A 12,256-nucleotide genomic window follows, 5' to 3' on the forward strand; every position below is an offset into this window, starting at 1 on the left:
TGTTTTCTGGGAATAGGATCTCTGGGTTAAGCGGGTGGAGGGGGGCTGGGGGAGGCGTCGACAAGCTCTTTCAGGACCGGTCGGCCAGGGTCGCCCGGATGGGGCGGGCCAGCTGGGTCATCTCGCCGCGCCCGCGCAGTTCCACGGACTTCATGAGGGTCCAGCGGGCCTGCTCGGCCTCGTTGGCCTCGCGGAGGGTGGAGGCGTTGGTGACGGTGCGGCCGGGGGTGGTCTTGGCGATCTCCGTGAGGCGCGCGGCCTGGTTGACGGCGTCGCCGATGACGGTGTACTCGAAACGGTCGTGGCCACCGATGTGACCTGCGACCACATGCCCGGCGGCCACGCCGATACCGGCCTTGAGCTGCAGGTCCTTCAACTCGATGCGCAGCTCGCGGGCGGCGGCGAGGGCGTGGCCGGTGGCATCGGACAGTGGCAGGGGAGCGCCGAAGATGGCCAGTGCGGCATCGCCCTGGAACTTGTTGATCACACCCTTGTTGCGGTGGATCACCTCCACGACACGCTCGAAGAACTCGTTGAGCGCCTCCACAACCTCCTCGGGGGCGTGGTTGACGGCGAAGGTGGTGGAACCGATGACGTCGACGAACAGGACGGCGACCTTGCGGTCCTCGCCACCCAGGGTCGGGCGTTCCTCCAGCGCACGGCGGGCCACCTCATCACCGACATACCGGCCGAAGAGATCACGCACGCGCTGGCGTTCACGCAGGCCACGCATCATCTCGTTGAAGCCGGCCTGCAGCACGCCGATCTCGGAACCGTCGTAGATGTCCACCTGCACATCGTTGTCACCGCGCCGCACCCGTCCGATGGCGTCCTGCAGCTCCAGGATGGGATCCACCACGGATGCCACCGCCAGGCTGGTGCCGAAGTAACCCGTGACCATCGCGGCGAGTGCCAGGGAGATGATGGCGGGCAGGATCACGGAGGCGTCCTCGCCGAAGATGCCGGAGTTGTATCCCAGGATCATCAGCAGGATGCCGAGCACCGGCACGCCGATGGTGAGCACCCATGTCATCCGCAGGCGCTGGCTGACCGGTGGTTCCAGGGTGGAATCCTCGTAGCGCCGCGCCAGGGCGGTGGCCGCGACGGGACGCACCAGACGTTCGGCCTCCAGGAAGGTCAGCAGGGACACCACTGCGCACGCTAGCATGGTGGAGACAAACACGATCACCGCCAGCGGCGTGGACATGGTGGCGGTGATGGCCGTGGCGATGATGATGCCGATGAACCACACCACAGCACACAGAATCGCCTGGTAGATGGGGATGCGCATCACCAGGTTGCGCACCATGTTCGGATCATGCTCCTCGGGGTGGCGTTGCCAGTCCAGCACCGGGCGGAACATCAGGAAGGTCACGAGGATGCCCACGAGCACCGCGAACACCACGTACACACCACCGACAACCGGCAGGTAGGAGATGTCGGAGTCGAAACTGGCCTCGGTCGGATGGGGGATCAGATACCGGACAAACAGCATGATCGCGAGCGCGCCGAGAACGTTGGTGCCCAGCACCATCGCAGCGTACAGCGGCCACGAAGTGCCCCACAGCCATTTCAATGCCTGAAGCAGTCGACTCATGCCCAATACTCTATCGTGCCTGCGGACATGAGACCGGCAGTGCCAACCTATTAGTGTGGACGTTGTGAGTAACTCCCGTGTCTTCGACAACCTGGCCAGCCCACCTGCGGTTGTGCAGACGCTTATCGACGCCGCCACCACCGCCCGCCAGATCGCGCGCGACGGTGGAGCGGGGGCTGGGGCCGGTGACGCGGGGACTGCGAGGGATTCGACTTTCACGCACTCCTGGCTCTTTACCGGCCCGCCCGGTTCCGGCCGTTCCGTGGCGGCACGGGCCTTCGCCGCCGCCCTGGTGTGCTCCGACCCGGATGAGGTGGGCTGCGGACGATGCGAACACTGCCGGGCCACCCTGGCCGACGCCCACGGTGATGTGGTGTTCATCCAACCCCATGAGCTGTCCATCGGCATCGACCTGATGCGCACCGTGGTCGACGACGCCGCCCGTCTGCCCACGGTGTCCAACTGGCGGGTGATCATCCTGGAAAATGCCGACCGCCTCACCGAACCCGCCGGCAACGCCCTGCTGAAGACGGTGGAGGAGCCGCCGGAGCGCACCATCATCATCCTGTGTGCACCCTCCACCGACCCGGAGGACATCATGGTCACCCTGCGGTCCCGGTGCCGGCATGTCTATATCCCGACCCCCACCATCGACCAGGTCACCCGCATTCTCGTCAGCGAGGGCGGGGTGGCCGAAGACGATGCCCGCCTGGCCGCCGCCTCCTCGGGTGGGCACATCGGGCGGGCCCGACACCTCGCACACAACCAGAAGGTCCAGGTCCGTCGCGCCAATATCCTCAACCTCTCCGAACTCATCTTCCACGGCGACCAGGCCTTCCAGGCGGTGAACTCGCTGATCAAGGGCATCGAGAAGGAGATGGGGGAAACCCTCGAACCACTGGAGGAGAAGGAGCGGGAGAAACTGGAGACCTCCCTCGGCATGGGCTCCCGTGGCAAGGGCGTGCACAAGGCACTGCAGGGAACCAGCGGGCAGCTCAAGGCACTGGAGGATAACCACAAGAAACGCCGCACCCGTTTCCTTCGCGATGCACTCGACCTGGCCCTGATCGACCTGGCCGGGATCTACCGTGATGCCCTGGTCATCGCCTCCGGTGCAGAGGTGGGCCTGACCCACCCCGACATGGAGGGCCTGTCTGCGGAACTGGCCACCAGGGTGACCCCGGAGGGGTTGCTGGACTGCCTCGATGCCATCAACAAGAGCCGCGAATACTTCGGGCAGAACGTCCGCCCCGTGGTGGCGATGGATGCGCTCGTGGGCCGGTTGCGCAAGGCCTACAAGGTGCGCTAGCTTTGGCCGGGCTGATTGGTGCCCCTGATTGTGGCGACACCGAAAGAGTGTTGTAAACTCAGCAATCGGTGTTGTCACCGTGCCGCTTTAGCTCAGTCGGTAGAGCGTCTCACTCGTAATGAGAAGGTCAGGAGTTCGATTCTCCTAAGCGGCTCCACGTACAACAGCAGTTCAAGGCCACTTTCCCTTCAGGGAGAGTGGCCTTGATTGTGTTTCCGGGGCACCCGGGCCGGGGTAGATGATGTCGTTGATCTATGGCAGGTTGGAGGCCATGGAGAAAATGACCGTCCCCATCCTTGAGCGGCCGGGGCGTACACGCCCCGACATCCTCACCGCGTTGTCCCTCTGGACTCCCCGTCATGTCCTCGCCGCGGTGATGGCCACGGTGGGGGTCGCCCTGATCATTGGCCTGTCCAGCGTGCTCATTCCCAATCCCATCTTCGGGCGGGATATCCCACCGGTGTGGTGGAACTACCCGGTGTGGATCCTGACCTCGATCTTCTCCGGCATGCTCATCGCAACCTACGTGTCGACGGACCGATCAGATGCCGGTCCCCAGCGGTCCAGCCATCTGGGACTGGCTGGCGGAGTACTCACCTGGTTCGCCGTGGGCTGTCCGGTGTGCAACAAGCTCGCACTCCTGGCACTGGGGTATTCCGGTGCCCTGACCTGGTTTGCTCCCGTCCAGCCGTACCTGGCCCTTGTCGGGCTGGTGTTGACGGGTGCGGCCCTCATCTGGCGACTACGCGGCCAGGTGTCCTGCGCAGTAACCCCCCCTTCCAGAATCTGGACGGGGGTTACCGGGGGTTGAGTATTTAGCTGGAGACAGGTTGGGTGGAGCGGTTAAAGCGTCGATAAGCAAGGCCGACGACCGCAAGCAGCACTGCCACGCCGACCACCACCAGCCCCCAGGGGGCGGGGAGCTCCTGGTAGAGGATGAACACGCCCATGACCAGTACGAACACGCCGAACCCCTTGCGCAGTGCCTGCTCCGGCACCACCGAGGTCAGACGGGCACCGATGAGCGCTCCGACCAGGGCAGCGACCGTCACCACGAGCACCAGCGACCAATCGAGACTGACCGAGGTCATATAACCAGCCAGTCCGGCGAAGGACTTCATGGAGATGACCAGCAGGGAGGTACCCACCGCGACCGGCATGGGCAGACCGCCGAGCAGTGCCAGGGCGGGAACCACCAGGAACCCACCGCCGGCACCGACCAGACCGGTGACCAGGCCGACCGCCAGACCCTCGGCGAGAATCTTGCCCAGGGGCAGGGCCTTCTTCTCCCCGGTGTCGGCCTTCTTCTTCCGGCCGCGCAGCATGGCGGTGGCCGTGGCGAGCATCATCAGGGCGAATGCGACCATCAGGATCGTGCTCGGGATGAACCCACCGAGCAGACCACCGAGGAAGGCGCCGGCCATGCTGGCCACACCGAAGATCAACCCGGTGCGCCACTGCACATTGCCGCGCCGGGCATGGGCGATGGTGCTGACCACGGACGTGGCGCCCACAACGAACAGTGACGCTGCGATGGCCTCCTTCGCGTCCATGCCGGCGACATAGGTCAGGAGTGGAACGGTGAGGATGGAGCCGCCGCCACCGAGGAGTCCGAGGCTGAGCCCGACCAGGGTGGCGAGCAGGACAACAACTGCGAGGAGAATACTCATTTTTCCTGCCCTTTCTTGGGGGAGGGGGTCGGGTGTGAGCCCACGGATATGGATTTAGGAACGGGTGACCGCTCCGGTGACCACGGGAATGTTGTTGACTGTGGTTTCGAGGGTCGGGGTGACCGATGCCCTGTTCCACGGCATCTTCGATAGGGCGGTGGCCATCATGCAGGAATCACTCAGCGCGGAATAGGTGAGGCCGGCGCCGACAGCGGCGGAGAGGAAACCAACCGGCCGGGCAAGGGTGCGGGAACCGACGAACCCGGCCAGAACCAGGGAACCTGCAACCATGCGGACCTGACGGTCCATGGCCCACCGCTTCCTCCCACGCACGACATCACCACCGGCCTCGGCGAAGGCTGCGGTACCTCCGGCGAGTACACTGGCGGATTCCAGGCCGGCGGAGGCGAGCCTCTCGCGGGCCTCCTCCGCACGGATACCGGACTGGCAGACCAGAACCACACCGTCCTGGAAACGTGAGGCGAACTCCGCGGTGTGCTCCGCGAGCATGGACAGTGGGACATTGTAGGCACCACGGATATGTAGTGATTCGAACTCCGCCGGCGTGCGCACATCGATGATGATCAGCTGTTCATCCCGGGCGAGCCGTGCCTTGAGGTCCTCTGCTTCGAGGGAGGTGATGGTGGTGGTGGCAGTCATAGGTGAAGGGTTCCTGTCTTTCGGAGAGATGGGGTGGTTACTTGTTGTTGTGTGCCAGCCAGCCGAGGTAGGACCCCTCGAGCTCGACGATGGTGTAGCCGTGGCGTCGCAAAGCGGAGGCCGCGACGGAGTTACGGACACCGGACTGGCAGTAGGTGACGATCGTGTCGTCCTTTGCGGGCAGCTGATCCAGGTTCCACAGGACGCGGCCGCCGGAGAGCTGGCTGGAGCCGGGGATGTGGCCGTCGGCGTGCTCGGTCTTGTTGCGCAGGTCAAGGAGCATGGTGTGCTCGTGGCCCTCGAGTTCGCCCTGCGGCAGGATCTCCGGGGTGGTCATCGACAGGCCGTCGAGGGAGGTGATGAATCCATCAACCTCATCAATGCCGACGCGCATGAAGTGATTCCGGTAGGCCGCGGCCTCCTCCTCATCGGCGGCGAGCACAACCAGGCGGCCGGTGTCGGTCTCCGGGTCGAAGACCCACGCCGAGTAAGTGGCGGACTTATCGAGGCCGGGGACGTTGACGGCGCCGGTCACGGTGCCCTCGTGGACCTCGCTGTGGTGACGCGTGTCGACGACAATCTTCTCGCCGGCCTCGACTTCGGCGGCGATATCTGAGCCGGTGAACTCCGGCAGCGGTGCCAGCGGGTATCCGAGGACGGCCGGGCCGGACTTGTTCTGACGCTTCATCCGGGCGAAGTAGGCATGCGCATCGGGCTGGCCGGCGAGCAGCTCGTCGATGAAGCCCTGCTCATCGTCGTTTTCCAGGTAGGGGGCCCACCAGGCGTAGCTGCGCTCGTATCCAACAGTGGTCGACGGCAGTGCGCCGAGGGCCTTGCCGCAGGCAGATCCTGTACCGTGGGCGGGGTAGACCTGGACATGGTCGGGCAGCGTGAGGAAGACGTTCTTGAGGCTGGCGAACAGCTGCTTGGCGCCACCGAAACGCGTATCGACGCCGCCGGCCGCCTCATCCAGCAGATCCGGGCGACCGAGGTCACCGGAGAATACGAAATCGCCGGAGAGCAGGTAGCCGGGGGTGTTGGCGAAGGCACCGTCTGTGATGAGGAAGGACAGGTGCTCAGGGGTATGGCCCGGGGTGTGCTTGGCCTCGATGGTGATATTGCCGATCGTGATGGTGTCACCGTCATAGAGGCGGGTGCCATCGAAACCGTACTGCCAGTCCTCATCGCCCTCGCCGGAAACGTAGATGTCAGCGCCGGTGGCGGTGGCCAGTTCCCGGGTGCCGGAGAGGTAGTCGGCGTGGATGTGGGTCTCGGTGACGCCGGTGATGGTCATGCCGTGGTGCCTGGCCAGTTCGAGGTAGTCGGTGATATCGCGACGGGGGTCGACGACAACAGCGGTGTTCTGTGCCTGGCAGCCGATGAAGTAGCTGGCCTGGGCAAGGTCTTCGTCATAGAAACGGTGCAGCAGCATGAGGGGATCACTCCAGAATTTCGTAGTGGTGGGGTGTGCGAACACCACTATGCCATATACCCCCCGGGGTATCAAGTTATACGGTGGGGGGTATGTAAAAGTGCTGGTGGGGCGGGTTTGGCTGTGCTGTGGGTGCCTGGAGATGCCGGCAGATGGCGGAGTTGGGGCTGGGCGTCCGCTCGGTTCGATTTTTTCGACACAGCTGGCCGAATCTGGGCTGGCTGTGTCGAATTTTTCGCGTTCTGGCGGGTGGTCGGTTCGACTTTTTCGACACCGACCCCGCGCCGGCGGCCCGGTGTGTCGAAATTGTGCAATCCCGGCAATCAGGCACCGGAAAAGTCGCACCTCCAGATCGCCGTTTAAGCGATCGAACGGCATCTACCCAGGTCCCAGGCCATCTGGCCACCCTCAACGCCTTAAAACGCCGGGAACCCGCGCGGGGTTTGGGCAGTCCTACAGGGTATGGAAAAAGCAGTGATTCTCCGCCCGGTGCGATACAGCGAGGTTGCCGGAGTGATGTCCAGGCCGACCTTCGCCAAGTATTACCGGAAGGTTGTGGGCAGCATCTACCTGCACCGGGACCGGGCTGATGATCCCGAGTTGGTCACCCAGGCGCTCCTGATGCGTTGTCCGCACGGGATGCTCCGTGGTTTTGCGGCTCTGAGCAATATGGGTTTCACCCTCAACCTGGACGGGTGGACACCGATTATCTCGATTCCGCGGAAGTCCCCGGCAGTTCGTGCCCACAGGGGCAACATTCTGCGGCTGGTGGAAGAAGATGTCCACATGATCAACGGAAGGCGCACCGTAACGGCGGTTCAGGCGGTGGTGGATATCCTCGCCAGGCCCGACAGTTGGGGTCGCTACCGTGACGGGGCCAGAATCGAGGAGCAGGTGGCGGTCCTGGATCATCTGGTGCGACAGAAGTTGGATCTCTTCGGCAGGCTTCGGAAGGATCCGGGCACGGCGGGGATATCCGCCCTGGTGAATCCGTTGGCGGAGTCGAGGCCGGAATCGATAGTCAGGGTGAGGCTCCACCGCGCTGGTTTCAAGGAGTGGAAACCCCAGATCAGGGTGCGGGGGAGGGAGGGGTTCTATTTTGTGGATGTGGGTGATCCGGTTCTGAAGGTGGGGATCGAGTATCAGGGTGCCCACCATTTCGACCGGGATGCACGCGCCAGGGATGCGCAGCGTGCCAATGATCTGCGCTGGGCGGGGTGGACCATTCTGGAGGCCACCTCAACCATCCTGAATAGTGAGACGGAGTGGCGGAAAGTCCTGGCGAGGGTGGGGGAGGAGGTGGACCTTGCCCGCCAACAGCGCAACGGTCGCATTGCGTAGCGCAATGAATTTTTCCCATTTCAGCTGGGGTTTTATTCCTGGTAAGGTGCTATGGCCATGGAGACGAAACTTAAGCCCACCTTCGTGGAGGTGGAGATCCCGGAGGCACACGCGGGACGACGGTTGGATAAATATCTGCGGGCGCACATGAAGGGTGTGCCCGCTTCACTGATTTTCCGGAACCTGCGCACCGGGAAGATCAAGGTGAATGGTCGCAAGGCCAAGCCCGATTACCGCACGCAGCCTGGGGATATGTTGAAGATGCTGCAGATGGACCTGCCGGAGAATCTGCCCCCACCCGCGCCGCTGCCCAGACAGCTGCTCAACCAAATCGACAACAGCATCATCCACGAGGATGCGGATCTGATTGTTCTGAATAAGCCTGCGGATATCGCGGTGCACACCGGCACGGGGGTTGCCGGGGGAGTCATCGAGGCACTAAGGCAGCTCAGGCCGGCCGAGCCCGATCTGGAGCTGGCCCACCGCCTGGACCGTGAGACCTCGGGGTTGCTCATGGTGGCCAAGGCCCCTGCCATGCTGCGGCATATTCAGCAGCTCCTGCGGGAGGATGACCGGGCGATACCGCGTCGATACGCGCTTGTGGTGCGTGGGCGCTGGCCCGACCACCTCACGGAGATCGATGCCCCGCTGCAGCGCACCGCCACCACTGTGCGGGTTCATCCCGACGGGCAGTCCGCGCTGACCCTTTTTGAGGTGGAGCGGAGGTTCGGTAATCGGGCCACGTTGGTGAAGGCGCGGTTGACCACCGGGCGTAAACATCAGATCCGGGTGCATGCCCGGCACGCCGGGCATCCGATCATCGGTGATCGGAAATACGGGGATCCACTCGCCCGTGCCACCCATATGTTTCTGCATGCCGCCGAGCTCACGGTGCCCATGCCGGATGGGGCGACGAGGAAATTCTCGGCACCGGTTCCCGGCCACTGGGACCTGCAGCACCTGTGACACTTCCCACCTACCACGGGCTGGAAAATCGGTTAACCTTGAGGGAAGACGTCGAAAGGGATTACCATTATGTCGCAGCATGTCACACAGCCTGATCTGGGCGCCCGCGCCGCCGCAATCATCGAGGTCGATGGCTTTAAATTCAAGGACCTCGACGGTGACGGCCAGCTCTCCCCCTATGAAGATTGGCGACTCACCCCCGAGGAGCGCGCCCGCGATCTGGTCGGCCGGATGACCGCGGAGGAGAAGGCGGGCCTGATGATCATCGGCTCCCACCACCCGGGTTACTCGAAGTTCCTGCCCAACCCGAAGGAAGGCCAGCTGCTCAATGATGAGGATGTCTGGCGCACCGAGAACCCCATCACGGGCGTGCCCTTCCTCGAGCCGGTGCTGGTCACCTCTGCCACCGACACCGCCATCAACCAGCGTCACCAGCGGTACCTCATCGTCCGCGACAACCTCTCACCTGAGGATCTGACCACCTGGACCAATGCCGTGCAGGAGGTCGCCGAACGTTCCCGCCTGGGCATCCCGGTGGTGTTCACCTCCAACCCGCGTAACCATGTGGCTCTGGTGGCGCAGTTCGGTGTCAATGAATCCGCGGGTGTGTTCTCCGAATGGCCGGGCGAGTTAGGTCTGGCCGCGCTGCGGGATCCGGAGTTGATGGAGACCTTCGGTGAGGAGATCGCGAAGGAGTGGCGTGCCGGGGGTATCCACAAGCTCTACGGGTACATGGCGGATCTGGCCTCCGAGCCGCGCTGGTCACGTTTCAACGGCACCTTCGGTGAGGATCCGGAGCTCATCGCCGACTACATCGGCGCGGTGGTCCGCGGCATGCAGGGCCCCGAGCTGAGCAGCGCATCCGTGGCCACCACCATCAAGCATTTCCCCGGCGGTGGCGTGCGCCTGGATGGCCATGATCCGCACTTCGCCTGGGGCCAGACCAATGAGTACCCCACCGAAAATGCCCTCTACCAGTACCATTTGCCCCCATTCCAGGCGGCGGTGGATGCCGGGTGTTCCTCGATCATGCCGTACTACGCGCGCCCGATGAACAACTCCGCCCCGCAGCTGGAGGAGCAGCTGTGGATGAACCCGACCACGCAGTTCGAGGAGGTCGCGTTCGCCTACAACCGCACCTTCCTCCAGGATCTGCTGCGGGAGAAGATGGGCTTTGAGGGCTACATCAACTCCGATTCGGGGGTGATTGATGCGATGATGTGGGGCGTCGAGAAGCTCTCTGAACCCGAGCGCTTCGCCGCGGCCGTGCGGGCCGGCACCGCCATCTTCTCCGATATGGCCAACCCGGCGCGCCTGCTGGAGGCCGTCGCCGAGGGGCATTTGGAGGAGTCGGAGCTCAACGAGCCCGTCGCGCGCCTGCTCGCCGAGATCTTTCAGCTCGGCCTGTTCGAGAACCCGTACGTCACCGATGGTGCCGCGATCGGCGCGGAGGCGGTGGCGGCGCTGGGCCGTAAGGCGCAGATCGAGTCGGTCACCCTTTTGCGTAACGACGCCCGACTGCTCCCCATGGACCTCGACAAGGCCCTGAAGGTATACGCCTGGGTGACTGGGCGCACCAAGATCGAGCAGGTGCAGCGTCAGCTGGAGGAGGCGTTCGGGGAGGTGTTCCCGCAGGTGGAGCTGGTCAGCTCCGAGGCCGAGGCGGATCTGGCGTTTGTCTGGGCCCGCCCGGAGATCGCCCTGTTCGAGGATGACCTGGAGGGTGTGTCCCTGTCGGTGGATCCGCGTGACAACGGTGTGGATGTGGACCGTGTCCGCGAGATCCAGGCCACCGTCCCGACCATTCTGGCGGTCAACTTCACCAACCCGTGGATCCTGTCCGAGCTGGAACCGGGGGCTGCGGCCGTGGTCGCGACCTTCGAGATCAAACCGGAACTCATGCTGGTGTCCCTGGCTGGTGAGGGCGGTGGGCCGAAAGGCAAGCTGCCGCTGACCGTGCCGGCCTCCGCTGAGGCGATCGCGGAGTCACCGCGGGATGTGCCGGGTAAGTTCCTTGGCGATGATTATGTGTATGTCGATTCCACCGGGGTCGCGTACGCCTATGGGCATGGGCTGACGTTCTAGGCGTTCGGGCCCGCCGACGCCCGCGACCCGGCCGCCGGGGAATCGGTAACCTCGTGGTGACAGCATCTGCAATATACAGAGGAGTGACTATGAGTTTTACTGTTCCCGGCATCATCGCCCGGTCCAAGGGCGCGCCGGTGGAGAAGGTCAACGTTGTTGTGCCGGATCCCGGCGCCAATGATGTCATCGTGGACATCCAGGCGTGCGGTGTCTGCCACACCGACCTGGCTTACCGCGACGGTGATATCTCCGATGAGTTCCCCTACCTGCTCGGCCATGAGGCCGCGGGTGTGGTCTCCGTGGTGGGTGAGAATGTCACCCACGTGGAGGTCGGCGATTTCGTGGTGCTCAACTGGCGTGCGGTGTGCGGCGAGTGCCGTGCCTGCAAGAAGGGTGAGCCGAAGTACTGCTTCAACACCCATAACGCCTCCAAGAAGATGACCTTGGAGGACGGCACCGAGCTGAGCCCGGCCCTGGGCATCGGTGCGTTTATTGAGAAGACCCTGGTCCATGAGGGCCAGTGCACCAAGGTCAACCCGGATGAGGATCCGGCCGCCGCCGGCCTGCTGGGCTGTGGCATCATGGCCGGTCTCGGTGCGGCCGTCAACACCGCCGATATCCAGCTCGGTGAGTCCGTGGCCGTGTTCGGCCTGGGCGGCGTGGGCATGGCTGCGATCGCTGGCGCGAAACTGGCCGGTGCGTCGAAGATCATCGCCGTGGATATCGACGAGCGCAAGCTCGAGTGGGCCAAGGATTTCGGCGCCACCGATGTCATCAACTCCTCCGGCCTGTCCGGTGAGGGCGAGGAGTCCGAGGTGGTGGCCAAGATCCGTGAGCTGACCGGCGGTTTCGGCACCGATGTCACCATCGACGCCGTGGGCATCATGCCGACCTGGCAGCAGGCCTTCTACTCCCGCGACCACGCCGGCCGCATGGTGATGGTCGGTGTCCCGAACCTGACCTCTCGCATTGATATCCCCGCCATCGATTTCTACGGTCGTGGCGGTTCCCTGCGTCCGGCCTGGTACGGCGACTGCCTGCCGGAACGCGATTTCCCGGCCTATGTGGAACTGCATCTGCAGGGCCGTTTCCCATTGGACAAGTTCGTTTCTGAGCGCATCGGTCTGGATGATGTCGAGGAGGCTTTCAACACTATGAAGGCCGGCGACGTCCTGCGATCGGTGGTGGAGTTGTAA

General features: G+C 64.0%; 10 protein-coding genes and 1 tRNA gene. 7 read left to right on the top strand and 4 right to left on the bottom strand.

The features are described 5' to 3' along the window. Positions 1-70 precede the first annotated feature (70 nt). Positions 71-1,597, bottom strand: a complete 1,527-nt coding sequence (locus tag H9627_RS11695; RefSeq protein ID WP_191734216.1) for an adenylate/guanylate cyclase domain-containing protein — start codon at positions 1,595-1,597, stop codon at positions 71-73. 64 nt (positions 1,598-1,661) lie between these two features. Here H9627_RS11695 and H9627_RS11700 point away from each other — a divergent pair, with 64 nt between their 5' ends. The 3 genes from H9627_RS11700 (at position 1,662) to H9627_RS11710 (ending at position 3,717) form a co-directional block, all read left to right on the top strand. After that, positions 1,662-2,906, top strand: coding sequence for a DNA polymerase III subunit delta' (locus tag H9627_RS11700; RefSeq protein ID WP_191734217.1), 1,245 nt, complete (start codon positions 1,662-1,664; stop codon positions 2,904-2,906). A gap of 81 nt (positions 2,907-2,987) precedes the next feature. Continuing rightward, positions 2,988-3,063 (top strand) — tRNA-Thr (locus tag H9627_RS11705). Between the two features lie 114 nt (positions 3,064-3,177). Beyond that, on the top strand, positions 3,178-3,717 hold the full coding sequence (locus H9627_RS11710; RefSeq protein WP_191734218.1) for a hypothetical protein: 540 nt from the start codon (positions 3,178-3,180) through the stop codon (positions 3,715-3,717). A 4-nt stretch (positions 3,718-3,721) separates the two neighbouring features. Here the strand turns inward: H9627_RS11710 and H9627_RS11715 are convergent, their stop codons facing one another. Genes H9627_RS11715 through H9627_RS11725 form a run of 3 tightly spaced genes read right to left on the bottom strand, consistent with a single transcriptional unit; the run spans position 3,722 to position 6,668 of the window. Then, complete coding sequence (locus H9627_RS11715; RefSeq protein ID WP_191734219.1) at positions 3,722-4,576, bottom strand: sulfite exporter TauE/SafE family protein; 855 nt, start codon at positions 4,574-4,576, stop codon at positions 3,722-3,724. Positions 4,577-4,630: 54 nt separating this feature from the next. Further along, positions 4,631-5,236 carry a rhodanese-like domain-containing protein gene (locus H9627_RS11720; RefSeq protein WP_191734220.1) on the bottom strand — a complete coding sequence of 202 codons (606 nt, stop codon included), beginning with the start codon at positions 5,234-5,236 and terminating at the stop codon, positions 4,631-4,633. Between the two features lie 37 nt (positions 5,237-5,273). After that, complete coding sequence (locus H9627_RS11725; protein ID WP_191734221.1) at positions 5,274-6,668, bottom strand: MBL fold metallo-hydrolase; 1,395 nt, start codon at positions 6,666-6,668, stop codon at positions 5,274-5,276. 516 nt (positions 6,669-7,184) lie between these two features. On the opposite strand from H9627_RS11725, the gene H9627_RS11730 reads away from it, so the two are divergent. From H9627_RS11730 to H9627_RS11745, 4 genes are all read left to right on the top strand, one after another. After that, positions 7,185-8,009, top strand: a complete 825-nt coding sequence (locus H9627_RS11730) for an endonuclease domain-containing protein (protein ID WP_225213810.1) — start codon at positions 7,185-7,187, stop codon at positions 8,007-8,009. 51 nt (positions 8,010-8,060) lie between these two features. Continuing rightward, a complete protein-coding gene (locus tag H9627_RS11735) occupies positions 8,061-8,975 on the top strand; it encodes an RluA family pseudouridine synthase (RefSeq protein ID WP_191734223.1) in 915 nt (304 codons plus the stop codon). Positions 8,976-9,044: 69 nt separating this feature from the next. After that, positions 9,045-11,060 carry a glycoside hydrolase family 3 protein gene (locus H9627_RS11740; protein ID WP_191734224.1) on the top strand — a complete coding sequence of 672 codons (2,016 nt, stop codon included), beginning with the start codon at positions 9,045-9,047 and terminating at the stop codon, positions 11,058-11,060. An 89-nt stretch (positions 11,061-11,149) separates the two neighbouring features. Next, on the top strand, positions 11,150-12,256 hold the full coding sequence (locus H9627_RS11745) for an S-(hydroxymethyl)mycothiol dehydrogenase (protein WP_191734225.1): 1,107 nt from the start codon (positions 11,150-11,152) through the stop codon (positions 12,254-12,256).

Origin of the sequence: Corynebacterium gallinarum (genome assembly GCF_014837045.1) — a bacterium.
Taxonomy (GTDB): Bacteria; Actinomycetota; Actinomycetes; order Mycobacteriales; family Mycobacteriaceae; genus Corynebacterium; species Corynebacterium gallinarum.

Coding starts and splice junctions, on each gene's coding strand:
- H9627_RS11735 (WP_191734223.1), top strand. CDS start 8,061: ATGGCCATGGAGACGAAACTTAAGCCCACCTTCGTGGAGGTGGAGATC.
- H9627_RS11715 (WP_191734219.1), bottom strand. CDS start 4,576: ATGAGTATTCTCCTCGCAGTTGTTGTCCTGCTCGCCACCCTGGTCGGG.
- H9627_RS11695 (WP_191734216.1), bottom strand. CDS start 1,597: ATGAGTCGACTGCTTCAGGCATTGAAATGGCTGTGGGGCACTTCGTGG.
- H9627_RS11720 (WP_191734220.1), bottom strand. CDS start 5,236: ATGACTGCCACCACCACCATCACCTCCCTCGAAGCAGAGGACCTCAAG.
- H9627_RS11730 (WP_225213810.1), top strand. CDS start 7,185: ATGTCCAGGCCGACCTTCGCCAAGTATTACCGGAAGGTTGTGGGCAGC.
- H9627_RS11710 (WP_191734218.1), top strand. CDS start 3,178: ATGGAGAAAATGACCGTCCCCATCCTTGAGCGGCCGGGGCGTACACGC.
- H9627_RS11740 (WP_191734224.1), top strand. CDS start 9,045: ATGTCGCAGCATGTCACACAGCCTGATCTGGGCGCCCGCGCCGCCGCA.
- H9627_RS11725 (WP_191734221.1), bottom strand. CDS start 6,668: ATGCTGCTGCACCGTTTCTATGACGAAGACCTTGCCCAGGCCAGCTAC.
- H9627_RS11745 (WP_191734225.1), top strand. CDS start 11,150: ATGAGTTTTACTGTTCCCGGCATCATCGCCCGGTCCAAGGGCGCGCCG.